Origin of the sequence: Pseudolabrys sp. Root1462, assembly GCF_001426945.1 — a bacterium.
Classification (GTDB): domain Bacteria; phylum Pseudomonadota; class Alphaproteobacteria; order Rhizobiales; family Xanthobacteraceae; genus Pseudolabrys.
Map to the genome: position 1 here is coordinate 227,959 of NZ_LMFS01000003.1, position 24,153 is coordinate 252,111.

The following is a 24,153-nucleotide window of genomic DNA, read 5'->3' on the forward strand; positions in this document are numbered from 1 at the left end:
AGGATTGCCCAACGTGTCCAAGCGCGACTATTACGAGGTGCTCGGTGTCTCGCGCACCTGCACAGAAGTCGAGCTGAAGGCCGCCTTCCGCAAGCTCGCGATGCAGCATCACCCGGACCGCAATCCGGGCGACAAGGACTGCGAGCACAAGTTCAAGGAACTGAACGAGGCCTACGACGTCCTCAAGGACGGCGACAAGCGCGCTGCCTATGACCGCTTCGGCCATGCCGCGTTCGAGCAGGGCGGCGCCGGCGCGCAGCACGGCTTCGGCGCGGATTTCGCTTCGACGTTCTCCGATATTTTCGAAGATCTCTTCGGCATGAGCGGCGGCCGCCGCGGCGGACGCGGCTCCGGCCGCGAGCGCGGCTCCGACTTGCGCTACAACATGGAGATCACGCTCGAGGAAGCGTTCGAGGGCAAGAACGCGCAGATCCATATTCCGACGTCGGTGACCTGCGAAATCTGCTCGGGGACCGGCGCCAAGGCCGGCACCAAGCCGAAGACCTGTTACACCTGCAACGGCGCCGGCAAGGTTCGCCATGCCCAGGGCTTCTTCACGCTGGAGCGCACCTGCCCGACCTGTCAGGGCCGTGGCCAGGTGATCGATGATCCGTGCGCGGCTTGCTCGGGCGCGGGGCGCGTGACGCGTGAGCGCACGCTGTCGGTGAACATTCCCGCGGGCGTGGAAGACGGCACGCGCATTCGCCTCGCCGGCGAGGGCGAAGCCGGCGTGCGCGGCGGCCCGCCGGGCGACCTCTATATTTTCCTGTCGCTGCAGCCGCACGAACTGTACCAGCGCGACGGCGCCGATCTCTATTGTCGGGTCCCGATCTCGATGGTGACCGCGGCGCTCGGCGGCGAGATCGGAGTACCGGCCATCGATGCCAGCGAGGCCAAGGTCAAAATCCCGGCCGGCACCCAGTCGGGGTCGCGCTTCCGTCTCGCTGGTAAGGGTATGCCGGTGCTGCGCTCGAAACAAACCGGCGACCTGTACGTTCAGGTCGCGGTGGAAACGCCACAAAAGTTAACCAAACGTCAGAAAGAGCTGTTGGCCGAGTTCGAAAAGCTGTCCTCGGAACATACCCAGCCGGAGTCGGCCGGGTTTCTGAGCCGGGTGAGGACCTTCCTCGACGGCTTGGCAAATCGGGGCAGCTATTCAGCTTGAGCATCTTGACCCTTTCGCCGCCGCCCTATACCCGTTTGACGGTTAGGTGACAGGATCCACAGCGTTTTCTGCCCCGGCCGGGTACCCTCAGCAATGCAGCCTCAACCCGTCGCCCGCGTCGCCAAAAAGCCCCTTCGTCTCGACGACGAGGTGCAGTTCTTTCGCACATGGTTTGAGAAGCCGATCCGCACCGGGGCCGTGATGCCATCGGGCAAGGCGCTCGCGCGTCGCATGGCGCGCTGCGTCGACCCGAATTCAACCGGCCCCCTGATCGAGCTTGGTCCGGGAACCGGGCCGGTCACCGAAGCGCTGGTGCAGCGTGGCATCGATCCGAAGCGTCTGATCCTCGTCGAGTTCGATCCCGATTTCTGCCGCCTGCTGCGCACGCGCTATCCGGAGGCGACAGTGGTGCAGGGCGATGCCTATCGTTTGCGCCGCCTGCTCGGCACCATCGTGCGCGAACCGGCGGCGGCCGTGGTCTCGGGTCTGCCGCTGATGACCAAGCCGCCGCGCACGCGGCTGCGCCTGATCTCCGATGCGATGGCGCTCCTGAAACCGGGAGCACCCTTCGTGCAGTTCACCTACGCGATGAGCTCGCCGATCCCGAAAGATCTCGGTGCGATCAAGGGTGAACCGTCCGAGCTGATCTGGCTCAATATTCCGCCGGCGCGGGTCTGGACCTATCGCGGCGTTTGAATTTGTCATCACCGGGCTTGTCCCGGTGGTCCCGCTTAGGCAGGCTCCTTGCGTCCCCAAGCGAGATGAGCCGGGTCAAGCCCGGCCATGACGAAAAATGCCTGCGCCGAAAATCCTCATCCTCGCCGGATCAACCCGCACCGGCTCGAACAACGTCAGGCTGGCGGCGCTGGCGGTGAAGGAATTGACGCTGCTCGACGTCGACGTCACCCGCATTTCGCTGCAGGATTATCCGCTGCCGCTGTACGACCCCGATCTCGAAGCGCGCAGCGGGCCGCCGGCGAGCGCCGTCAAGCTCAAACAGATGATGATGGCGCACCACGGCGTATTCATCGCCAGCCCGGAATATACCGGGTCGGTGACGCCGCTGCTGAAAAACGCGATCGATTGGGTGTCGCGCGTGCGCGAGAGGGGCGATCCGCTCTGCGCCGCCTTCCGCAACCGCATCTTCGCCATCGCCTCGGTATCGCCGGAGTCGTCCGGCGGCTTGTATGCGCTGCTGGCGCTGCGGCAAATTCTCGAGATCGGCTGCGGCGCGCCGGTCGTTCCGGAACAGCTGGCCATCGCCGGCGCCGACGAAATTTTTGACGAACTGGGCAATATCGCCGATACCCGTGTCGCCAACCAGTTTCACGCCTTGCTCGCGCGTCTCGTGGAGACGGCCCGGGCGATGGCGTAAGCAGTACTCGCAGGGAGTGGATCGCCGTGCCGCTTGATCCTCGTGACCGCCTGATCGTCGCGCTCGATGTGCCGTCGGTGAGCGACGCCGAAGCCATGGTCGCGCGCATCGACTCGGCGGCGACGTTCTACAAAATCGGCTATCAGCTCGGTCTCGCCGGCGGTCTGCCATTCGCCGCCGGCCTGATCGCGGCGGGCAAACAGGTGTTTCTCGATTTCAAGCTTCACGATATCGGCAACACGATCAAACATGGCGTCGCCAGCGTCGCCAATATGGGCGCGACGTTTCTCACGGTGCACGCGTATCCGCAGACGATGAAAGCGGCGGTCGAAGGCGCACGCGGTTCGAACCTGAGAATTCTGGCCGTGACGGTGCTGACCTCTTACGACGATAACGATCTTGCCGAAGCCGGTTACGGATTGACGGTGGGGCCGCTGGTCGCCAGGCGCGCCGCGCAGGCGCGCGACATCGGTATCGACGGTCTGGTCTGTTCACCGGAAGAAGCCGCCAACCTGCGCGGTGTCGTCGGCCGCGAAATGGCGCTGGTGACGCCGGGTATCCGTCCCGCCGGCAGCGCCGCCGGGGATCAGAAGCGCATCATGACGCCGGCACGCGCGATCGCCGCCGGTGCCGACTATCTCGTCGTCGGCCGCCCGATCGTTGAAGCCGCCGACCCCCGAGGGGCAGCGCAGGCGATCGTTGATGAGATCGCACAGGTCACGGCGCAGCAGCAGCAACAACAGCAGTAACGTGTGGTGAGGTAAACGGAATGCCCAAGGCGTATTGGATCGCGCGCGTCGATGTGCACGACGAGGAAGGCTACAAGCCGTATTCGGCGGCGAACGGCGCCATCTTTGCGAAGTACGGCGGTCGATTTCTCGTCCGCGGCGGGCCCTTCAACGCAGTCGAAGGTCCGGCGCGCAGCCGAAACGTCGTCATCGAATTCGTCGACCTTGCGACCGCCAAGGCCTGCTACGATTCCCCGGAATATCAGGCCAACCTGAAGATCCGGCAGGCCACGTCTACTGGTGAGCTGGTGATCATCGAGGGCTATGACGGCCCGCAGCCGTGACGTGACAGGGGGCATCTCGCCCCGCTATACCCCTCCCGTCAGGTCTGGGAGCGTAACCGATGGCTGAAATGCGTTTGATCGTCGCCGGCGCCGGCGGGCGCATGGGCCGCACGCTGGTCAAGGCGATCGCCGAGAGCAAGGATTTCGTGCTGGCGGGCGCGCTGGAAGACCCGCGCTCGCCGCTGATCGGCTGGGACGCCGGTCAACTGGCCGGGGTCGGCGATAACGGTATCAAGCTCACCGGCGAATTGGCGCCACTGCTGGCCACGGCCGACGGCATCGTCGATTTCACCGCCCCGGCAGCCACGCTTGGATATGCGGCGCGCGTTGCCAGCGCCGGCAAGGTGCACATCATCGGCACGACCGGCACCAGTGCCGAGGACGATGCCAAGATCGCGCAAGCGGCCAAGGCCGGTGCCGTCATCGTCAAATCCGGCAATATGAGCGTCGGCGTCAATCTGCTCACCGCCTTGACGCGGCGCGTGGCGCAGTCGCTCGATGCGACGTTCGATATCGAAATCGTCGAAATGCATCACAACAAGAAAGTCGATGCACCGTCCGGCACCGCGCTGATGCTCGGCCGCGCTGCGGCCGCCGGCCGCAATGTCGATCTCGACGAGAAAAAGGACGCGGGCCGTGACGGTCACACCGGTGCGCGCAAGCCGGGCGATATCGGCTTCGCCTCTCTGCGCGGCGGCACTGTGGTCGGCGAGCACACCGTGATCTTCGCCGGCCCGGCGGAGCGTATCGAACTGACGCACAAGGCCGAAGACCGGATGTTGTTTGCCAATGGCGCGCTTCATGCCGCGCGCTGGGCGATGAAGCAGAAGCCCGGCCTCTATTCGATGATGGATGTGCTGGGGCTGAAGGATTTTTGACTCGTCAGCGCGCCGCCGTAGCGCGTCGAAGACGCGCGTACGTCGCTTATGACAGCGATCCGGAATCCAGAAGCAACCTAGCCCTGCAGCAATGACTTGCCCGTCATCTCCGCCGGCTTGGGCAGGCCCATCAGTTCAAGCAGCGTCGGCGCGATATCGGCGAGGCGGCCTTCCTTGACGACCATGCGGTTGCCGGCGCCCACCAGGATCAGCGGTACCGGATTGAGCGTGTGCGCCGTGTGCGGGCCGCCGGTTTCAGGGTCGACCATCATCTCGGCGTTGCCGTGATCGGCCGTGACGAGCAGCGCGCCGCCCATCTTTTCGATGGCATTGGCGATCTTGCCCAGTCCCGTATCAACCGTCTCGACCGCCTTGACCGCCGCCGGAATGCTGCCGGTGTGGCCGACCATGTCGGCGTTGGCGAAGTTCAAGACAATCATGTCGTATTTGCCGGACGTGATCGCAGCGACCGCCTTGTCGGTCAGCTCTGGCGCCGACATCTCGGGCTGCAGATCGTAAGTCGCGACCTTGGGCGACGGCACCATGATGCGGTCTTCGCCTTCGAATGGTTCTTCACGCCCGCCGTTGAGGAAATAGGTGACGTGCGGATACTTCTCGGTTTCCGCCATGCGCAACTGCGTGCGGTGCGCGTCGGCGACGACCTCACCGAGGATGTTGGGAAAGCTCTGCGACGGAAAGATCGCCGCCATCAGTTTGTCGAGGTCTTCGCTGTATTGCGCCATGCCGACAGCGGCGGCGACCTTCACCGTGCGCGTGCGCGCAAAGCCGTCGAAGGCCGGATCGAGCATCGCGTCGAGGATCTCGCGCACACGGTCGGCGCGGAAGTTGAAGCACAGGACGCCGTCGCCGTCTTTCATGCCGCTGTAGTCGCCGATTGCGGCCGGCACGATGAACTCGTCGGTGACCTTGCTGGCGTAGGCATCGGCGATCGCGGCCTGCGCATCGGCGAACCGCGGGCCCGTGCCGGCGACGATGGCGTCATAGGCTTTCGACACGCGCTCCCAGCGCTTGTCGCGGTCCATGGCATAGTAGCGGCCGATCACCGTCGCTATTTTTGCTGGCGCCGGCAGCGCGGCGGTGAAGGCCCTCATGTAGTCGGCGGCGGCCTGCGGCGGCGTATCGCGTCCGTCGGTGAGCGCATGCACGGCCACCGGAATTTTCGCGTCGGTGAGGATTTTGGCGAGTGCCACGGCATGGTTCTGGTGCGAATGCACGCCGCCCGGCGAGACGAGGCCGATGAGATGACAGGTGCCGCCGCTGGCCTTCAGCTTCGCGATCAGACCGGTGACGGCCGGCGCCTTCGCGATCTCGCCGGAGGCAATCGCGTCGTCGATGCGCGGCAGGTCCTGCATCACGACGCGGCCCGCGCCGATATTGAGATGGCCGACTTCCGAATTGCCCATCTGTCCGGTCGGCAGGCCGACGTCGTTGCCGGAGGTACGCAGGAAGCCGTGCGGGCAGGTGGCCCAGAGCCGGTCGAAGGTGGGGGTCTTCGCTTCGCGCACGGCGTTGGCGGCGACGTCCTCGCGCCAGCCCCAACCGTCGAGCACAACCAGCATGACAGGACGGCGCTTCTGCATTGGAAAATCCCGGTTTTAGCCAATTTCGGGGGTTTTGAAGGATCGCGGTTCTATCGTCAACTAACCCCGGAATAGGCTGGCGCAAGAGTACCGCCAGACGTAAAGGCTGCCGAATGACCGACCCGCGCGTTGTTCTCGAAAACCTCTGGTTCGACCTCGGCCACGACGCATCCGCGCTCGACCATGTCGAGCTGACCGGCCGCGAGCCGGTGTTGCCGTCGTCCTTCGCCGTTGGCACCGCGATGCAGGCCAGCGTCGCCGCATCGGCGCTGGCCGCCGCCGAAGTGTGGAAGGCGCGCACCGGCACGGCGCAGCGCGTCGGCGTCGATATGCGGCGCGCGGCTATCGCTGCGCGTAGCGAGCGGTATCTCACCGTCGATGGCGGCCCGGCGCCGGAACTCTGGGACAAGATCGCCGGCACCTATCAGTGCGGCGACGGCCGCTATGTGCGGCTGCACACCAATTTCCCGCATCATCGCGACGGCGTTCTGAAGCTGCTCGGCTGCGCCTATGACAAGGCCGCGGTGGCCGAGGCCTTGAAGGGATGGAAAGCCTTCGATTTCGAGCAGGCCGCCGCGGATGCAAAACTCGTCGTCACCGCGATGCGCAGTTTCACCGAATGGGACGCCCACCCGCAAGGCCAGGCGATTGCACGGTTGCCGCTGATGTCGGTCGATCGCATTGGCGATGCGCCGGCGCGGGCGTGGCTGCAAGGCGACCGCCCGCTGGCCGGCATCAAGGTCCTCGATCTCACCCGTATCATCGCCGGCCCGGTCGGTACGCAGACGCTGGCCGCGCATGGCGCCGACGTCATGCGGGTGACATCGCCGAAGCTGCCGGCGGTCGAGCCGCTGGTCATCGATACCGGACGCGGCAAGTTGTCGGCGCAGCTCGATCTGACCGAGGCGAAGGACCGCGCCGCCTTTGAAGCCCTGCTGCGCGAGGCGGATGTCGTCGTGCAGGGCTACCGGCCCGGCGGCCTCGCTGCGCTCGGCTTCGGCCCGGAGGACGCCGCGCGTATTCGTCCCGGCATCGTCTATGTGTCGCTGTGCGCCTATTCGCACGAAGGTCCGTGGGCCGGGCGCCGCGGCTTCGACTCGCTGGTGCAGACCGCGAGCGGCTTCAATGCCGCCGAGGCCGAAGCCGCCGGCGTGGATGGTCCGAAGCCGTTGCCGGCGCAGGTGCTCGATCACGCCAGCGGCTATCTGCTGGCCTATGGCGCGATGACCGCGCTTCTCCGCCAGCGCCGCGACGGCGGCTCCTGGCTGGTGCGCGTCTCGCTGGCGCAGACGGGTTATTGGCTGCGCTCGCTCGGCCGCGTCGCGGATGGCTTGCGCTGCAAGGACCCGGCGCTCGACGATGTGCGCGACTGTCTGGAAGAAAGCGCGTCGGGCTTCGGCAAGCTGTCGGCGGTGCGCCATCCAGCGACTTTGTCGGAGACGCCGCCGCGCTGGGCGCGGCCATCGGTGCCGCTCGGCACGCATCCTCCGCACTGGCTCTGACGACGGACATGCAAAAGGCTCCGCCGCGAACGGCGGAGCCTTCACATCAGCCAAGCCAGAGAGGCTTAGTTGATGATCTTCACGACGTTGCCCTTGCTGTCAACGATCACGCGTTCCTTGTTGACGAAGGCGTAGCGGAATTCGGTGTGGTTCGGCACCGGACGCAACTGCACGGTGCGCGGCACCGGCTTGCCGACGACGATCTCTTCACGGACCGCGACTGTTTCGGCCGGGATCTGTTCGCCTTCCACATAGGTCACGACTTCGCGCGGCGGCTCGACTGCCGAACCGACACCGGCACCGATGCCAGCGCCGACTACGGCGCCAACCGGACCGCCGACGACGCCGCCGACGACCGCACCGGTCGCCGCGCCGCCAACCGTCGAAGCCTGAGCAAAAGCAGCAGCCGGCGCCAGAACAAGCACGGCAGCCGTAGCGAGCATATGAAGTTTCATGAGTTCCTCCTCAGAGCTGTGACAATCACGTCGCCCTCAAATCAGGGTCGCGTCGCCAACGCTTTGCTCCGAGGCTCGTTCCTCGATAACGACAAACATCACACCACGGCCGAAGTTCCGGCCGCGAACATGAATAGTGAATAAACAAGTGCTTCAGGCTGTGACCATGCCGGCTTCCCAGCCGAGCATGGCGCGCTTGCGCGTGATGCCCCAGTGATAGCCGGTGAGCTCGCCGCTCTTGCCGATGACGCGGTGACACGGCACCACGAAACTGATCGGGTTCTTGCCGACGGCGGCACCAACCGCGCGCGGCGCTTTCGGCGCGCCGGCCCGCGCCGCGAGATCGGAGTAAGTCATAATCTTGCCGAGCGGGATGCTGAGCAATTTTTCCCACACCCGCACTTCGAAGTCGGTGCCGATGAGGACGACGCGCAGCGGCTGGTCTTCCTTCCACAACGCGGAGTCGAAGATGCGGCGCGCCGTCGGCGCCGTCGCCGCGTAGTCCTCTATATATTTCGCACGCGGCCAACGGGCTTTCATATCGTCGAGCGCAGCGCGTTCCTCGCCCGGATCGGCGAAGGCCAGACCGGCCAAACCTCGCGGGGCCAGCATCACGAGCGCCATGCCGAAAGGCGAGGGGTGATAGCCGTAGGTCATCGTCAGGTTTTCGCCGCCGGCCTTCCATTCGCCGGGCGACATCGACTCGTGGGTGACGAAAAGATCATGGAGACGGCCGGGGCCCGACAGCCCGACTTCGTAGGCAGTGTCGAGCACGCTGGTCGAGGCGCGCAACAGAGCGCGCGCGCTGTCGAGCGTCAGCGCCTGGAGAAACGCTTTCGGCGGCAGCCCGCACCAGCGACGAAACAGATGATGCAGCTCCGTCGGCGTGACGCCGGCGGCGTCGGCGATGGCTTCGACCTCGGGCTGGGCGCGCCAGTTGCCGCGGATATGAGCGATGGCGCGGCGGACGATGTCGTAATCCGCCGCGGCGGTCGACAGTTCGGCGAAACCGCCGAAGCGGCTGCGGAGCGCCGGCTTTGCAGTGCGGGTTGCGGTGTCTGTGTTCATGCCGTCTATTTAAACAGTCCGGCGGGGCGAACCACCCGCTTTCTGAAACTCAGGAAAGCGCGGGGCCGCGCCGGGCTTCCCCCAAAGCGCGGCTCAATGCCTCGGCGAAACCGGCCTTTTCGTCCGGCCCCAGGAAACTGCCGATGGTCAGCTGTTTGCCGCGGCTCACCAGGAATAGCCGGGCGATGCCATATTCCTCGTATTCTTCCTTTTCCAGCCGGGCCCACAGCGGATTGAGCTGCCATTCGCGCACCTGGCCGCGGTGGCTGATCTTGCGAACCGTCAGCGTCGACGGCGTCACCGTCACATGCTCGGAAGCGGCGGCGCGCCGGTAGCTGACGCGGAAGGCAATGTAGAGCAGCAGAACGTCGAGGCCGAAAAAGCCGAACACCGGCCAGGCGCCCATCATCAGGAAAGCCATGCCGGAAAAGAAACTCGCCAGACCGAACGCCAGCATCAGCACCAGGAAGCCGATATTATTCAGCGACCGGTGGGGCGTGATCACCGCAGAAAACAGCGTGGGTTCGAGGGTGTCGTGATTGTCGACGGTCATGGGCGGCACTATACCGGAACTCATGGTGAAAAGTTTGGCGAAAAAGTCGGGCCACAAGAAGGCCTCTGCCCGCAAGCCCTCGGTTCAAAACGCATTGGCCAGGGCGAAAAAGGGCAAAGCGGCCAAAGTGAAGCCGGCATCAAAGCGGCGGCAGGCCGACAGCAAGGCCGCGCAGGGCGTCTCGCCCCCGATGACAAAGGCGGAGATTGCCGAAGCGTTCCGCCGGCTCGCCGCCGCCAATCCCGAGCCGACCACGGAGCTGACCTACACCAATCCGTTCACGCTGCTGGTCGCGGTGGTGCTGTCGGCGCAGGCGACCGACGCGGGCGTCAACAAGGCGACGCCGGCGCTGTTCGCGCTGGCCGATAGGCCGGCCAAGATGGCGGCGCTCGGCGAAGACCGCATCCGCGACCTGATCAAGACCATCGGACTGTTCCGCACCAAGGCGAAAAACGTTGCGCTGCTGGCGCACAAGCTGGTGACCGAGCACGGCGGTGAGGTGCCGCGCACGCGCGAGGCGCTTGAAGCGCTGCCCGGCGTCGGTCGCAAGACCGCGAACGTCGTGCTCAATACGGCATTCGGCGAACACACGATCGCCGTCGATACGCACATCTTCCGCGTCGGTAACCGCACCGGCATGGCGCCGGGCAAGACGCCTTACGATGTCGAGATGAAACTGGAGCAGGTGATCCCGGCCGAGTTCAAGCGCCATGCCCATCACTGGCTGATCCTGCACGGCCGCTATACGTGCCTCGCGCGCAAGCCGCTGTGCGAGCGTTGCGTCATCGCTGATCTGTGCCATTGGCCGGGGAAGACGGTCGCGGCGTAAGCCAAAATCGGGGCAGGTCCCGATGTCAGCGCGCCGGCTCAACGGACGTGACACGCCGGCCGGCGAGCTTCTTGTGGATGTGCACCATGAAAGCCATGGCGAAGATCGGCGTCGCGAAATTGAGGATCGGGATCGATACGAATGCCGCGATCACCAGTCCGGCCGTGAAGATGTAACCGACGTTGGCTTTGCGCATCGCCGTCACTTCCTGCGCCGGGCGAAAGCGCATCGCGGCGAGTTCGAAATATTCGCGGCTAAGCAGATAGGCGCTGGCGAAAAACAGGATCAGAAAGCCGAAGCCGGCGAACAGCAAGAACGGCAGCGCGACGATATAAACGACGAGCGACAACAGCGCGATCTTAAGGCCCTCGAGCACCGCCGGCAACATCGGCAGCGCGGTGCCCACCGGATCGGCCGGGTAGTATTCGCGTTCGACCGTTTCGGCGACCTCGTCAACGAAGAATGAGCCGACGAAAGCCGATACCGCCGGCATCAAAAACAGCGCGCCGGTGACGATACCGAGACCCGCCAGGATCGACAGGATCCAGGCCAGCGCCGCCCAGGCCGAATGCGATGCAAGGCCGGAGGTCTGCTCGGCCCAGGTCGCGCCGCTGTCGGCCAGGCTTGCCAGCACACGCTGCAGCGCGATGCCGATGATGACGATCAGCAGGATGGCGAGGCCCACGGCTTTCAGCAGCACGCCACGGAGCGCGGGGGTGAACAACTGGGCGAAAGCTTTGAGGGCGGCGTCGATCATGGGAAAGAGGTAGGGAACCGGGGGCTTGCTGGCAAGGCCGCCCGACGTCACGCCGCCGTCTTCTCGGCCATATCCTCCGGCACCAGCGTAACCGGTTCGGCATCCGGCAGGTCCGCCCAGGCGACCGATTTATAATTGAAGCCGCGCTCTATGGTCGGCTTCACCACCTGGAAGTAGGGCGAGATGTCGAAGTCGCGCGGCGCGTAAAGTGACGAATGGCGGATCTCCATGATCTCGGCGCGCTCGGCGGCGCTTTCGGCGCGCGTCGCCTTCGGCAGTATCGGATAGCGTACGTTCTGGAACGCCTCGGCGATCAGCGCCGAACAGATGATGCGGGTGGGATGACCGGAGCCCATCGCCAGCATGTGGCGGCGGAAACGGCGCGGCACCGGCATCGGCAACAGATAGCGGGCGAGATCGAGGATGTTCTTGACGTCGTAGTCGAAGCCGATGCGCTCGCACGCGTAATTAACAACACTTGCGCGGTCGTCGTCGGACAGTCCGATCGGACGGCAGATGCGGGTATGGGCGTTGCCGTATTTCGACAGCGGCACGGCGACGACGCCCTTGCCGAGCTCGGCTTCGACCAGGGTCAGAGGCTCGCCTGAGGCCGAAACGCGATCGCCGATCGGCCCGACATAAAGCGCGGCATGGGACCAGGTTGATTGCGTGAGATATTTGATGATGCCCGCAATGTGGCTGTTGCCTTCAATCAGAACAACATCGCCGGGCCGCAGCACCGCGGCCAGCGCGTCGGCGCGGCCTGGCACGAACTCGTGGTAGCCCGTTTCGGGTTTACCGAGATAGCGGGCAATCAGATGCCCAATGGAATTGGCGACCAGACCCATGATGTGTGGCGCCGTCCCGCGCCCTCGCTACCGCGACGTTCCCCGGATCGCGCTTTTCGCGTCTTGTTATTGCGCAACATAGGCAGGACAGCTTGCAAAACCGTTCATGTCGCGACGGTCGCAGCAAGACTTCGTTAGGCACAAAAATGCTTGTCAAATGGGCGTTTCCGCCATTTCCGACCGCCCGATTGTAAGCTTTCGCATACCATGTTGATGCGCGGCGTCAATTCGCATGGTAGAAATTGCGCATGGCACAGCAGAACGGCAAGCGGCCCAAGGCTCTCATCGCGTGGTCGAGCGGCAAGGACTCGGCCTGGGCGTTGCATGAGGCGCGCCGGGGCGGCGACTACGACATTGTAGGCGCGCTGACCACGGTGACCGACAGCTTCTCGCGCGTGTCGATGCACGGCGTTCGCGAGGAATTGCTGGCGGCGCAACTCGCCGCGGCCGGCCTGCCGTCGATCACTGTGCGCATTCCCTATCCGTGTCCGAACGAAATCTATGAGCGCGAGATGGCCAAGGCGATGGAGCGCGCCAAGGCCGACGGCGTGACGCACGTCATCTTCGGCGACCTGTTTCTTGCCGACCTGCGCGCGTGGCGCGAGGAGAAGCTGAAATCGATTGGCATGACGGCGGTGTTTCCGCTGTGGCTGCGGCCAACCGATACGCTCGCGCGCGAGATGATTGCGGGCGGCCTCGAAGCACATCTGGCCGTGGTCGACATGGCCAAGCTTCAACCGTCTTTCGCCGGACGGCGGTTCGACGAGGCCTTACTTACCGATCTGCCCGAAGGCATCGATCCGTGCGGCGAGAACGGCGAGTTTCATTCCTTCGTCGCCGCCGGGCCGATGTTCGCGCGGCGCATCGCCGTCAAGCGCGGCGAGACAGTACAGCGGGATGGCTTTGCGTTTGCGGATTTGCTGGCGGGGTGACTCAATCGAAGTCGTCGCGGGCGAGCGTCAGCGAGACCCGGGCTCGGGCGAGATTCGGCACGGCAGAGGATATGGGTCCCCGCTTTCGCGGGGACGATGCAATAACTAGCCCCTCAGCACGCCGCCGGTGCGCTTGCCGACTTCGGCGACGATCTTCTGACCGAGCGCGTCGATCTCGGCATCGGTCATGGTCTTGTCGCGCGGCTGGATGGTGACGGCGATCGCCACCGACTTCTTGCCGGGCTCGATGCCAGTGCCTTCATAGACGTCGAATACCGTGACGCCCGTGATCAGCTTCTTGTCGACATTCTGCGCGGCACGGATGATGTCGCCGGCCTTGACCTTGCCATCCACGACGAAGGCGAAGTCGCGATCGACCGGCTGGAATGCCGACAGTTCGAGCAGCGGCTTGGCGCGGGTCGGACGGGCCTTGGCGGCCGGAATATTGTCGAGGAGAACCTCGAAGCCGACCAGCGGGCCGTCGAGCTTCAGCGCGGTGAGCATGCGCGGATGGATTTCGCCGAAATGGCCGATGACGTTCTGCGGGCCGAGCTGGATGGTGCCGGAACGGCCGGGGTGAAACCAGGCCGGTCCCCCGGGCACGACCTGCAGCGATCCGACCAACGCACCCGCCGCAGCCAACGCCGCCAGCGCGTCGGCCTTGGCATCAAACACATCGACCGGTTTGGCGGCGCGCGACCAGTGGCGGCCGGCGCCGTCCGGCTTCGCCAGCGCGCGGCGCAGGCCGGAAGCAGCGATGAACTGATCGTCGGGCCGGTCGCCCTTGAAAATCTGGCCGACTTCGAACAGCGCGACGTCGGGATAGCCGCGGTCCGCGTTCTTCTGCGCCGAGGCCAAGAGGCCGGGCAGCAGGCTCGGGCGCATATCGGAGAGCTCGGCCGCGATCGGATTGGCCAGCGCCAGTTCCGGTTTGCCGCCGCCGAACAGTTCGGCTTCGCGCTTCGACACGAAAGACCACGTGACCGCCTCGGTCATGCCGCGCGCGGCGAGCCCGCGCTTGGCTTTGCGCGTGCGCGACTGGATCGGGGTCAAGACCGGTTTGCGATCGTTCTCGCCGCGTGGGAACGGCGTCGACGGCACGGCGTCGACGCCGTGAATGCGCACCAGCTCCTCGACGATGTCGGCGCGGCCGTGAACGTCCGGGCGCCATGACGGTACCGCGACCTTCCAGCGTTCGCCCTGGCCGGCGACAAAGAAGCCAAGCCGCTCGAGCGTGCGCCGAGCCTCGACCTGCGGCAGTTTAATGCCGACCAGCCGCTCGAGCTCCGACGCCGGATAATCGACGACAACATCCTTCGGCGTCGGATCGCCGGCGACGACGATTTCCGACGGCTCGCCGCCGCAGAGATCGAGCACCATCTGCGTCGCCAGCTCGAGGCCGGGGATCATGAAATTCGTATCGACGCCGCGCTCGAAGCGATAGCGCGCGTCGGTGTTGATGCCGAGCTTGCGGCCGGTCTGCGCGATGTTGAAGGCATCCCACAGCGCCGATTCGATCAGCACGTCGGTGGTATTCTCGTCGCAGCCCGACTCCTCGCCGCCCATGATGCCGGCGAGCGATTCAACGGCACGTTCGTCGGCGATGACGCACATGGCACTGTCGAGTTCGTAGGTGCGGCCGTCGAGCGCCAGCAGCTTCTCGCCGTTCTTGGCGCGGCGCACGGTGAGATTGCCGGTGACCTTCCTGGCGTCGAACACATGCAGTGGCCGACCCCGGTCGAAGGTCATGTAGTTGGTGATATCGACGAGTGCGTTGATCGGGCGCAAGCCGATGGCGGCGAGCCGCTTCTGCATCCATTCCGGCGACGGGCCGTTCTTCACGCCGCGCACCAGGCGCAGGCCGAAGGCCGGGCACAGGATCGGGTCTTCGATCGTCACGCCGACCGGGCAGGGGAATTTGCCCTCAACCCGCTTCGGCGTGTTCTCCTTGTACTCGCCGATCAGCGTCGCGGCGAGATCGCGCGCGATACCGTTGACCGATGTGCAATCGGAGCGGTTCGGCGTCAGATTGATTTCGACCACCGGCTCGGTGAGACCGAGCACGTCGGCAAACGGCTTGCCGATCGGCGCGTCGGCCGGCATTTCGATGATGCCGTCGTGATCGGCGTTGAAGCCGATCTCGGCGCCGGAAATCATCATGCCCTGCGATTCGACGCCGCGGATCTTGCCGACCGACAGTGTGATGTCCTTCGCCGGGATGTAAGTGCCGGGCAGGCCGAGCACGGTCTTGAGGCCGGCGCGCGCGTTCGGTGCGCCGCAGACGATCTGCAGTGGCGTGCCGCTGCCATTGTCGACCTTGCAGACGCGCAGGCGGTCCGCGTTCGGATGCTGCACAGCCTCGAGGATCTGCACGACCTTGAACGGCTCGTATTCCTTGGCCTTGTCCTCGACGTGCTCGACCTCGAGCCCGATCATGGTGAGCTTGTCGACGATCTCGTCGAGCGAAGCCGTGGTGTCGAGATGATCCTTCAGCCAGGAGAGAGTGAATTTCATGAGCTGAGCCCTCCCGCGAGCGTCGGGAAGTCGAGCGGGCGGAAGCCGTAGTGGTTGAGCCAGCGCACGTCCGCCTCGAAGAAGGCGCGCAGATCGTTGATGCCGTATTTCAGCATGGCGATGCGATCGATACCCATGCCCCAGGCGAAGCCCTGGTACTCGGCCGGATCGAGGCCGCAGTTCTTCAGCACGTTCGGATGCACCATGCCGCAGCCGAGAATCTCCAGCCAGTCATTGCCTTCGCCGAAGCGGATTTCGCCCTTGTCGCGCCGGCACTGGATGTCGACTTCCATCGACGGCTCGGTGAACGGAAAGAACGAGGGACGGAAGCGCATCTTGACGCTGTCGACTTCGAAGAATGCCTTGCAGAATTCTTCGAGAATCCATTTCAGGTGGCCGAGATGCGAGCCCTTGTCGATGACCAGGCCTTCGACCTGATGGAACATCGGCGTGTGCGTCTGGTCCGAGTCCGAGCGGTAGGTGCGGCCGGGAATGATGACGCGGATCGGCGGCTTCTGGGTGAGCATGGTGCGCACCTGGACAGGCGAGGTGTGCGTGCGCAGCAGCAGCCGCGAGCCGTCCGACTTCGGCGGGAAGTAGAACGTGTCGTGCATCTCCCGGGCCGGATGGCCTTCGGGGAAATTCAGCTTGGTGAAGTTGTAGTCGTCGGTCTCGATATCCGGACCTTCGGCGACCGCGAAGCCCATGTCGGCGAAGATCGCGGTGAGCTCGTCGATCACCTGGCTGATCGGATGCACGCGACCGGTTTCGGCCGGCGGCTCCGCGGTCGGCAGCGTGACGTCGACGGTTTCGGACGCGAGGCGCGCATCGAGGGCAGCGGCGCCGAGCTCTTCCTTGCGCGCGGCAATCGCGGCGCCGACCTTGTCCTTGAGGCCGTTGATCGCCGGGCCCTTGGCCTTGCGCTCGTCCGGCGTCATGGCGCCGAGCGTCTTCAGCAGCGCCGACACCGTGCCGCTCTTGCCGAGCGCAGCGACGCGGACCGCTTCCAGCGCGGCCTCATCCTTGGCGGCGCCGATGGCGGCGGTGAGTTCGGATTCGAGTTTGGCGATGTCGGACATGAATAACCCCGGGACCACCTCCCCCTGGAGGGGGGGAGGTCGATTGCGCGGAAGCGCAATCGGGTGGGGGTGATTTTCGTCAGGTGAGTAGCACCCCACCCCGCTCGCTGTCGCAAAGGCTCCAGCGAGCGACCCTCCCCCTGCAGGGGAGGGTAAAGCGAGTTAGGCTGTCGCCGCTTCGGCCTGCGCCGGAATGGCGGCCTTGGCCTTCTCGACGATCGCGGCAAACGCACCCGGCTCGTTGATCGCGAGGTCCGAGAGAACCTTACGGTCGATGACGAGGCCGGACTTGTTGAGGCCGTCGATGAACTTCGAGTAGCTCAGGCCGAACGGACGCACGGCGGCGTTGAGGCGCTGGATCCACAAAGCGCGGAAGGTGCGCTTCTTGCGCTTGCGGTCGCGGAACGCGTACTGGCCGGCCTTTTCGACCGCCTGCTTGGCGACGCGGATGGTGTTCTTGCGGCGGCCATAATAGCCCTTGGCGGCCTTGTAGACTTTCTTGTGCTTGGCGTGGGCGGTAACGCCACGTTTAACGCGGGCCATAGGAAAACTCCTTCAGCTAATCTTGCAAACGATTGGGGATGGCGATCAGGAAATGGGCTTAGCCGTTCGGCAGCCAGTATTTCTTGACGTTGTCGCCGTCGGTCTTGAACAGCACAGCAGTGCCGCGATGCTCGCGGATCTGCTTGGTGGTGCGCTTGATCATGCCGTGACGTTTGCCGGACTGTTGGAATTTCACCTTGCCGGTCGCGGTGATTTTGAAGCGCTTTTTGGCGCCCGATTTGGTCTTCAGCTTGGGCATTTTGCTCTCCAATACGGCCGTCGCTAGGCACCCGAAGGCGCTGCACAGCCAAGTCTGCGCTCGAGGGACAACACGTCCCCGAAGCGGTGCTCGGTATTGAGCGGGTATCGCCGCCACGGCAGCCCTTGTCGGCCGGTCGGCGAGAGCGCGGTGTATGCCAGAGGCCGGCCGATTTATCAACAGAGCCGGTGGCTCCGTTGATGGCGACTGCCGGTCTCCTCAGGACGGGTCCCGACTGGGCGAAACGGCAGGCATCTCGATCGATTTTGCTCAATTCTGGAGGATATTCATAGTCTTCGCGGGTTGCGACCGAACGCCCAATCAGTTATATTGTTCCCGCAACCAACATAATGAGGGCATGGCACCCGCCTTACGCGGAAAGAGGAGAATATTGGCATGAATATTTCTGTCAATTATGCTACTATCAATCAAGCAAAGATGGATTTCACTGATCTTTATACTTCTAAAGACCCTAGAAATTACTTCAAGTATCTTGGTCAGCTTGACTATATTATCCCTCATCTTGCTCAGCCTGTTTTCGCCCAACTGATCAAGGCTCGCCAGGAAACCCAGACCGAACCCGTTACCGTCCTCGACGTCGGCTGTTCCTACGCTATCAACGGCGCCCTGATGAAATATGCCGTCGACTACGAAGCGCTGCGTCAGCGCTACACTGCACCCTCGCTACAGCCCCTGAACAGCGCCGAGGTGCTTGAACTCGACCGCCACTTCTACCGGTCGTGGCCGCAGAACAAGGGCGTCAATGTCATCGGCCTCGACGTCTCGGAGAACGCGGTTCGCTATGCCGAGGACGCCGGCATCCTCGGCCGCGGTCTCGCCATCGATCTGGAAAGCCGCGACCCCACGCCGGAAGAAGCCGCCATCCTCGCCGACGTCGATATCATCGTGTCGACCGGCTGCGTCGGCTACGTGACCTCGAAGACCTTCCAGCGCATCGCCAAGGTGGCGCGCAAGGGACGCACCGCTTGGGCCGCCAATTTTGTGCTGCGCATGTTTCCTTTTGACGGCATCGCTAAAACGCTGGCCGACCAGGGCCTCGTCACCGAGCCCTATGAAGGCGCTACTTTCGTGCAGCGCCGCTTCGCCAACCGCGACGAAATGGAAAAGGCGGTCATGGCGGTGGAGGGTCGCGGCCTCGACACCGATGGCCTCGAGACCGAAGGGCTCTATCACTCCAACCTGTTTGTTTCGCGGCCGCTGGAGGAAATCGAACGCCGCCCGATCCAGGAACTGGTGACGGTCATCAGCGGCGCCAACAAGCTGTGGTCGGTCGGCGCCAATGTGCTCGGCAGCTACGGCCAGGAAGTGCGCCAGGCGGCGCGGGCGCGGCGGGGTTAAAATTCGCCTGAACCGTTCGGTACGGGCGTTGGCGAGGACGAGCCGAAACGCAAAACGCGCCGGTTTCCCGGCGCGTTTATTAGCTTCAGATCAAGGACCGCTTAACGCGGCGCCAGCAGCATGACCATCTGGCGACCTTCAAAGCGCGGTTCCGACTCGACCTTGGAAATCTTGTCGGTGTCTTCCTTCACCCGCTGCAGCAGCTTGTAACCGAGTTCCTGGTGGGCCATTTCGCGTCCGCGGAATCGCAAGGTGATCTTGACCTTGTCGCCTTCCTCGAAGAAGCGCTGCATGGACCGCATCTTCACCTGGTAATCGTGATCGTCGATCATCGGCCGGAGTTTGATCTCCTTGATCTCGACGACTTTCTGCTTCTTGCGAGCTTCCGCCGCTTTCTTCTGCGCCTGGAATTTGTACTTGCCGTAATCCAGGATCTTGGCGACGGGCGGGGTGGAATTCGGGGCGATCTCGACGAGGTCAAGCCCGGCCGCCTGGGCAAGCCCGATGGCGGTTTCCGTGGCGACAATACCTTTGTTATCGCCAGTGGCATCGATCAGCTGAACCTCGCGGGAGCGGATCTCCTCATTGATGCGCGGGCCGTCCTTTTGGGCGGGCAGCGCTGCTTTCATCGGACGACGAATGGCACTTCTCTCCTCTATTGTTGCAACGATAGTGACGTAGAGCCTGCGGCTTATAGCATCTGACGCGGCTGAATCCAAAAAGGAGCGCCGCGGGCCGCGAAAACAGCCCTTCTTAAAAGATCGGTATTAACCCCCGATCTGTCAACGCGGTTCCGGGTCAAGCTTGCGTCGAAAATGGCTTAAAACATATCGATTATTTGCATTCAAACGGCGGCCGGAGGATGGCTCGCCGGGTTGCCGGCAAGGTCGCCGTACAACGCCAGCATCCGCTGCCCAGCCATTTCGGCGTCGAAATGGTCCAGCACCCAGGCGCGGCCACGCCGCCCCATGGCGCCGCGGCCGGATTCAGGCATTGAAAGCAGGCGCATCAAGCTGCCCGCCAAGGCCGCGCCGTCGCCGGCGGCAAACCGCAGGCCAGAGACGCGGTTGTCGGGCACCGCCGGCGCCGTGAGCACCACATCGGAGCCGGCGGCGAGATCGGACACGATGACAGGCCGGGCCATGGCCTGGGCCTCGAGAATGGCACGCTGGACGCCTTCGAGCTGCACCGCGGCCGACACCACTACGGACGCGGCGGCATAGGCGGCTGGCATGTCGTGGACAGGAGCAGCCATGCGGACATGGTCCATGACACCGCTCGCCAGCACCTGGTCCCACAATTCGCCGGTGTAGTTGGTGCGACCGTGGTCTTCGCCGACGAACACACAGAGGAAGTCAGTGACCCCCGCATCCTTGAGACGCTTGAGCGCCTTCACCACCACGTGGTGGCCTTTACGGCGGACAATGCGGCCGGTGACCAGGATGACCTTGGTGTCCGGATCAACGCCCCAGGCGTTGCGGATCGCCGACACGCGCTGACGCGCAACCCTAGCCGGATCGAACATCTCGAAATCGATGCTCAGCGGCACCACGGCAAGGCGCTCCCACGGCGTGCCGTAGCGGTCGTGGATCAGTTGCGCGATGTCTTCGCTGGTAGCGATCACGCGATCGCCCCGCGCCATCACGCCGTTATAAACCCGCTTGAACCAGTTCTGCTCGCGGAAGCCTTTGTACCAGCCGGTGACGAAGCCGATCTTGCAGCGCCGTGCCGCCAGCGAAGCGCTCCATGCGCCCGCGCGGCCGAGCGCGTGAATGACGTCGCAATTCCGCCGCCGCGCCAGCCGCACCAGCGCGGCGGCGTTACGCAGCATGACGATCGGGTTCTTGCTGGCGACGTCGAGGGCGACGAATTCGCCGCCCAAAGCCGTGATATCGCCGAGCAGCCGGCCGGCGCGCGCCGCGACGATGGCGTGATGTCCTGCGTTTTTCAGGCAGCGGACTAGCTCGACGGCACCGTGTTCGGCGGCGCCGGCGCCGAGCGTCGGCACCACGATGAGCACCGTCATCGGTCTGGCGGCGGTGGTGTTGGAGTTTGCGGCGATCGGGGTCGGCTCGGCGACGCGGTCTGGATCGGCTGGTTGGGACGCCGGAAAACTCGACATGCCGTCACGACCTCGTCAGGCGTCACGCGCCAGCAGCGAGGTATAAACGCCGCGGATGGCCTCGGCAACGCTCGAGGGGGAAAACATGAATTCGGCGAATTGCCGCGCCCGCGCGCCGAGCGCTTCATGCGTTGTGGCGTCGAGCTTCAGCGCCGCGATGGTGGCCCGTGCCAACTCCGCGGCATTTCCGGGACGCACCACCCAGCCGGTGCGCAATTCCTCGCGCATGCGCGGCGGCGCCAGCACATTTTCGGGCAAGGCGCCAACGGCGGTGGTGACGACAGGACGGCCGAGCGCCTGGCCTTCAGCCGCGGCGCGCCCGGTCAGCGGTGGCTGCAGCGATGGCACCACCACGACATCGGCGGCGGCCAGCGCGGTCGGCATATCGGGGCAATGACCGACGATGCGGACGAGCGTATCAACGCCGAGATCGCGCGCGCGCTTGACCAGCGTGTGCCGATAGGCCGGGTGGCCTCGGTCGTCGCCGACGAAAACGAAAGCGATATTGCGCTTGCCGTCCGATACCATCAGCCGCGCCGCGTCGATCATGCTCAATTGCCCGTTCCACGGCGCGACGCGCCCGGACACCAGGACGATACGCATGTGGGGTAACAAGCCCCAGGTACGCCGCATCGCGGCGATGCGGTCGGCACTGGTGAAGGTCGGCGAGAATGTCGTCGTGTCGACCGCGCGCGGAATGACGGTGATGCGATCGGCCGGGATTCCGTAGCGCTCGATCATCGCGCGTGAGATGTAACTCGACGGCGCAATGACGCGGTCGCCGAGCGCCAGCGGCCGCTGCAGGTAAGTCTGCAGCGTGGAATTGCTTTGCAGCCGGTCGGGGAACGATGTGACCAGATAGACCGGCTGGCCCGACGTCGCCGCCAACGCGCTGCGCGCCGCCGATGCACAATGCGCGTGAATGATGTCGATGCGCTCGCCGGCGATCAGCCGCTGCAAATGCCGCGTATTGCCGCCGACGCGCAAAGGATTGACGGTATCGGTGGTCATCGACAGCCATTCGCCGCCGAGACCGCGCAATTCGCCGACCAGCGGGCCGTCGCCGCCGGCAACGATGGCGCGGGCGCCGGCCTTGAGCAGCGTCAGCGCGGTCTCAACCGCGGCCTGGCCGACGGCATCGTCGCTCAGCGACGGGACCAATTGCATAATTGTGGCACCGGCGAGCGAGCGCGGCTTGCCGCGCCGCGGCTGGGTCACGGGTTGCGGCCCCTTGCCATGCTGGGCCGGTTGCGGCGAAAAGAATTGAATGGCCAAGCGGTCTCTAGCCCTCAACCAGTCCTGTCGTCTGCACGGTCACCCGAAAGGTCACGCATGAGCGAAGTCCCAGTTACGAATCTGACGCTCGAATCACCTCTCAGGACCATTGCCGTGCGCGCGCGCAACAGCAAGGGGGATTTGGGCAAGGGGGAAGGCGAGGCCAAACCGGGCCTGGTCTGGCTCGGCGGTTTCAAGTCGGACATGAAGGGCACCAAGGCCGTCGCATTGGACGCCTGGGCCGAGGCGGAGGGCCGCGCCTGCCTGCGCTTCGACTATTCGGGTCACGGCGAATCCGGCGGCGATTTCGCCGACGGAACCATCGGCTCGTGGCTGGAGGACAGCCTTGCCGTGGTCACGCGTTTCGCCAAGGGCCCGCAGATCCTGATCGGTTCCTCAATGGGTGGTTGGATCGCGCTCTTGCTCGCGGCGCGGCTGCGGCAGTTGAAGGACGCGCCGAAGCTGACCGGCATGGTGTTGATCGCGCCGGCGGTGGACTTCACCGAAGCGCTGATGTGGAAGGCGTTCTCCGACGACATCAAGCGCGAAATCGAGACCAAGGGTTTCTGGACGCGACCGTCGGAGTACGATCCGGTCGGCTATCCGATCACGCGCAAGCTGATCGAGGACGGCCGCAAACACCTGATGATGGGCGGCATGATCGAGCCGGGCTGTCCGGTGCACATCCTGCAGGGCGTGCAGGATCCCGACGTGCCGTGGCGTCATGCCGTCGACCTGGTGTCGCGCATCGCGCGTGACGATGTGGTGTTGACCCTGATCAAGGACGGCGATCACCGCCTGTCACGGCCCGAGGACCTGGAGCGCCTCATCGCCGCGGTGAAGGAGTTTTAGTGCGGCGCGGTCATGAGAGCGCCGCATCCCATTCGTCGCGCACGAGCCCATCCTCATCGTCGCGCTTCATCGTCGCCAGCGCTTCGCGCGTTCTCAGCCGCGACAGCGACCACACCGCGGCGCCGCGCACCAAAGGCGACGGGTCGTCGAGCAATCGTGCGGTTTCGGGCGCCAATGTGACGTCGCCGGAATTGCCGATGGCGTAGAGAACATTGCGGATGAAGCGATCGCGGCCGGTGCGCTTGATCGATGTCTTGGAGAACAGCGCGCGAAACTGCGCATCGTCGAGCCGAGACAGCTCGGCAAGCTGCGGCGCGCGCAACACATCGCGCGCGGCCAGCTTGGCCTCGCGGCCGGCCTGCGCGAACTTGTTCCACGGGCAGGCGGCGAGGCAATCGTCGCAGCCGTAGATCCGGTTGCCCAGTGCGGGCCGCAACTCGCGCGGGATCGGCCCTTTGTGCTCGATGGTGAGATAGGAGATGCAGCGCCGCGCATCGAGACGATACGGTGCGGGAAATGCTGCGGTTGGACAGGCATCGAGGCAGGCGCGGCAAGAGCCGCAACTATCACCGACCTCATCATCTGCCGGCAGATCGAGCGTGGTGAAAATCGCGCCAAGGAACAACCACGATCCGAATTGGCGCGACACCAAGTTCGTGTGCTTGCCCTGCCAGCCGAGACCGGCTTTGGCGGCGAGCGGCTTCTCCATCACCGCGGCTGTATCGACGAAGACCTTCACGTCGCCGCCGGCATTGGCGACCAGCCAACGCGCGATCTCCTTCAACCGCGCCTTGATCAGATCGTGATAGTCGTCGCCCTTGGCATAAACCGAGATCGCAGCACGATCGCGGCTCGACAGAATATCGCGCGGATCTTCATCGGGGCCGTAATTCATGCCAAGCATGATGACGGAGCGCACATCGGGCCACAGCGCCAGCGGTGAGCCGCGACGTTCGGCGGTGGTTTCGAGCCACGTCATATCGCCATGCGCGCCGTCGGCGAGAAAGCGTTCGAGCCGCGCCTTGGCTTCGGGCACCGCATCGGGACGAGTGATGCCGGCGACGTCGAAGCCGCGCTCGCGCGCGCGCGCGACGAGTGCGGCCTTGATCTCGGCG

25 protein-coding genes are annotated in these 24,153 nt (G+C 64.7%); 11 read left to right on the forward strand and 14 right to left on the reverse strand.

Annotated elements, in window-relative coordinates; genetic code table 11:
- The first annotated feature begins 13 nt into the window (after positions 1-13).
- From dnaJ to dapB, 6 genes are all read left to right on the forward strand, one after another.
- On the forward strand, positions 14-1,165 hold the full coding sequence (gene dnaJ, locus ASD45_RS17775; RefSeq protein ID WP_082541081.1) for a molecular chaperone DnaJ: 1,152 nt from the start codon (positions 14-16) through the stop codon (positions 1,163-1,165).
- Between the two features lie 93 nt (positions 1,166-1,258).
- A complete protein-coding gene (locus tag ASD45_RS17780) occupies positions 1,259-1,861 on the forward strand; it encodes an rRNA adenine N-6-methyltransferase family protein (RefSeq protein ID WP_056913024.1) in 603 nt (200 codons plus the stop codon).
- Positions 1,862-1,958: 97 nt separating this feature from the next.
- Positions 1,959-2,540, forward strand: a complete 582-nt coding sequence (locus ASD45_RS17785; RefSeq protein ID WP_056913025.1) for an NAD(P)H-dependent oxidoreductase — start codon at positions 1,959-1,961, stop codon at positions 2,538-2,540.
- Between the two features lie 20 nt (positions 2,541-2,560).
- The gene (gene pyrF, locus ASD45_RS17790) at positions 2,561-3,289 is read left to right on the forward strand and encodes an orotidine-5'-phosphate decarboxylase (RefSeq protein ID WP_200949751.1); all 729 of its coding nucleotides are present in this window, start codon (positions 2,561-2,563) and stop codon (positions 3,287-3,289) included.
- 20 nt (positions 3,290-3,309) lie between these two features.
- Positions 3,310-3,612 (forward strand): DUF1330 domain-containing protein, encoded by a 303-nt coding sequence (locus ASD45_RS17795; protein WP_056913026.1) that lies wholly within the window; start codon positions 3,310-3,312, stop codon positions 3,610-3,612.
- A 59-nt stretch (positions 3,613-3,671) separates the two neighbouring features.
- The gene (gene dapB / locus ASD45_RS17800; protein WP_056913027.1) at positions 3,672-4,490 is read left to right on the forward strand and encodes a 4-hydroxy-tetrahydrodipicolinate reductase; all 819 of its coding nucleotides are present in this window, start codon (positions 3,672-3,674) and stop codon (positions 4,488-4,490) included.
- A 77-nt stretch (positions 4,491-4,567) separates the two neighbouring features.
- On the opposite strand, the gene gpmI is transcribed toward dapB, so the two are convergent.
- Entirely contained in the window at positions 4,568-6,091 is a 1,524-nt protein-coding gene (gene gpmI / locus ASD45_RS17805) for a 2,3-bisphosphoglycerate-independent phosphoglycerate mutase (protein WP_056913028.1), read from the reverse strand.
- Positions 6,092-6,204: 113 nt separating this feature from the next.
- Here gpmI and ASD45_RS17810 point away from each other — a divergent pair, with 113 nt between their 5' ends.
- The gene (locus ASD45_RS17810; protein WP_056913029.1) at positions 6,205-7,593 is read left to right on the forward strand and encodes a CoA transferase; all 1,389 of its coding nucleotides are present in this window, start codon (positions 6,205-6,207) and stop codon (positions 7,591-7,593) included.
- A 65-nt stretch (positions 7,594-7,658) separates the two neighbouring features.
- On the opposite strand, the gene ASD45_RS17815 is transcribed toward ASD45_RS17810, so the two are convergent.
- The 3 genes from ASD45_RS17815 to ASD45_RS17825 all read right to left on the reverse strand — a co-directional run bounded on the left by ASD45_RS17815 (position 7,659) and on the right by ASD45_RS17825 (position 9,669).
- Positions 7,659-8,048: a DUF1236 domain-containing protein gene (locus tag ASD45_RS17815; RefSeq protein WP_056913030.1), complete on the reverse strand. Its 390-nt coding sequence runs from the start codon at positions 8,046-8,048 to the stop codon at positions 7,659-7,661.
- Between the two features lie 153 nt (positions 8,049-8,201).
- Positions 8,202-9,116: a bifunctional helix-turn-helix domain-containing protein/methylated-DNA--[protein]-cysteine S-methyltransferase gene (locus ASD45_RS17820; protein WP_082541013.1), complete on the reverse strand. Its 915-nt coding sequence runs from the start codon at positions 9,114-9,116 to the stop codon at positions 8,202-8,204.
- 49 nt (positions 9,117-9,165) lie between these two features.
- Entirely contained in the window at positions 9,166-9,669 is a 504-nt protein-coding gene (locus ASD45_RS17825; protein ID WP_056913031.1) for a DUF2244 domain-containing protein, read from the reverse strand.
- Between ASD45_RS17825 and nth the strand changes: the two genes are divergently transcribed.
- Positions 9,668-10,498, forward strand: a complete 831-nt coding sequence (gene nth, locus ASD45_RS17830; RefSeq protein ID WP_200949752.1) for an endonuclease III — start codon at positions 9,668-9,670, stop codon at positions 10,496-10,498. The two genes, ASD45_RS17825 and nth, sit on opposite strands and share 2 nt — an antisense overlap.
- A gap of 25 nt (positions 10,499-10,523) precedes the next feature.
- On the opposite strand, the gene ASD45_RS17835 is transcribed toward nth, so the two are convergent.
- Together ASD45_RS17835 and ASD45_RS17840 are read right to left on the reverse strand one after the other, a co-directional pair.
- Complete coding sequence (locus tag ASD45_RS17835; protein WP_056913033.1) at positions 10,524-11,255, reverse strand: sulfate transporter family protein; 732 nt, start codon at positions 11,253-11,255, stop codon at positions 10,524-10,526.
- 47 nt (positions 11,256-11,302) lie between these two features.
- Positions 11,303-12,103, reverse strand: a complete 801-nt coding sequence (locus ASD45_RS17840; protein WP_056913034.1) for a YiiX/YebB-like N1pC/P60 family cysteine hydrolase — start codon at positions 12,101-12,103, stop codon at positions 11,303-11,305.
- A gap of 248 nt (positions 12,104-12,351) precedes the next feature.
- Between ASD45_RS17840 and ASD45_RS17845 the strand changes: the two genes are divergently transcribed.
- Positions 12,352-13,035, forward strand: a complete 684-nt coding sequence (locus tag ASD45_RS17845) for an ATP-binding protein (protein ID WP_056913035.1) — start codon at positions 12,352-12,354, stop codon at positions 13,033-13,035.
- 105 nt (positions 13,036-13,140) lie between these two features.
- On the opposite strand, the gene pheT is transcribed toward ASD45_RS17845, so the two are convergent.
- From pheT to rpmI, 4 genes are all read right to left on the reverse strand, one after another.
- Positions 13,141-15,549, reverse strand: coding sequence for a phenylalanine--tRNA ligase subunit beta (gene pheT, locus ASD45_RS17850; RefSeq protein ID WP_056913036.1), 2,409 nt, complete (start codon positions 15,547-15,549; stop codon positions 13,141-13,143).
- Positions 15,546-16,628, reverse strand: coding sequence for a phenylalanine--tRNA ligase subunit alpha (pheS, locus tag ASD45_RS17855; protein ID WP_056913037.1), 1,083 nt, complete (start codon positions 16,626-16,628; stop codon positions 15,546-15,548). Before pheS ends, pheT begins: the two co-directional genes overlap by 4 nt.
- A 162-nt stretch (positions 16,629-16,790) precedes the next feature.
- Positions 16,791-17,171 (reverse strand): 50S ribosomal protein L20, encoded by a 381-nt coding sequence (gene rplT / locus ASD45_RS17860; protein ID WP_056913038.1) that lies wholly within the window; start codon positions 17,169-17,171, stop codon positions 16,791-16,793.
- Positions 17,172-17,229: 58 nt separating this feature from the next.
- Complete coding sequence (gene rpmI / locus ASD45_RS17865; protein ID WP_056913039.1) at positions 17,230-17,430, reverse strand: 50S ribosomal protein L35; 201 nt, start codon at positions 17,428-17,430, stop codon at positions 17,230-17,232.
- A 396-nt stretch (positions 17,431-17,826) separates the two neighbouring features.
- Here rpmI and ASD45_RS17870 point away from each other — a divergent pair, with 396 nt between their 5' ends.
- The gene (locus tag ASD45_RS17870) at positions 17,827-18,789 is read left to right on the forward strand and encodes a class I SAM-dependent methyltransferase (protein WP_162249459.1); all 963 of its coding nucleotides are present in this window, start codon (positions 17,827-17,829) and stop codon (positions 18,787-18,789) included.
- A 101-nt stretch (positions 18,790-18,890) separates the two neighbouring features.
- On the opposite strand, the gene infC is transcribed toward ASD45_RS17870, so the two are convergent.
- The 3 genes from infC to ASD45_RS17885 all read right to left on the reverse strand — a co-directional run bounded on the left by infC (position 18,891) and on the right by ASD45_RS17885 (position 22,129).
- Entirely contained in the window at positions 18,891-19,430 is a 540-nt protein-coding gene (gene infC / locus ASD45_RS17875) for a translation initiation factor IF-3 (protein WP_200949753.1), read from the reverse strand.
- A 203-nt stretch (positions 19,431-19,633) separates the two neighbouring features.
- A complete protein-coding gene (locus tag ASD45_RS17880; RefSeq protein WP_244485519.1) occupies positions 19,634-20,911 on the reverse strand; it encodes a glycosyltransferase in 1,278 nt (425 codons plus the stop codon).
- A gap of 15 nt (positions 20,912-20,926) precedes the next feature.
- The gene (locus ASD45_RS17885; protein ID WP_156380967.1) at positions 20,927-22,129 is read right to left on the reverse strand and encodes a glycosyltransferase; all 1,203 of its coding nucleotides are present in this window, start codon (positions 22,127-22,129) and stop codon (positions 20,927-20,929) included.
- A gap of 114 nt (positions 22,130-22,243) precedes the next feature.
- Between ASD45_RS17885 and ASD45_RS17890 the strand changes: the two genes are divergently transcribed.
- Complete coding sequence (locus tag ASD45_RS17890) at positions 22,244-23,038, forward strand: alpha/beta hydrolase (RefSeq protein ID WP_056913043.1); 795 nt, start codon at positions 22,244-22,246, stop codon at positions 23,036-23,038.
- 10 nt (positions 23,039-23,048) lie between these two features.
- On the opposite strand, the gene queG is transcribed toward ASD45_RS17890, so the two are convergent.
- Positions 23,049-24,146, reverse strand: coding sequence for a tRNA epoxyqueuosine(34) reductase QueG (gene queG, locus ASD45_RS17895; protein ID WP_056913588.1), 1,098 nt, complete (start codon positions 24,144-24,146; stop codon positions 23,049-23,051).
- Positions 24,147-24,153 lie beyond the last annotated feature (7 nt).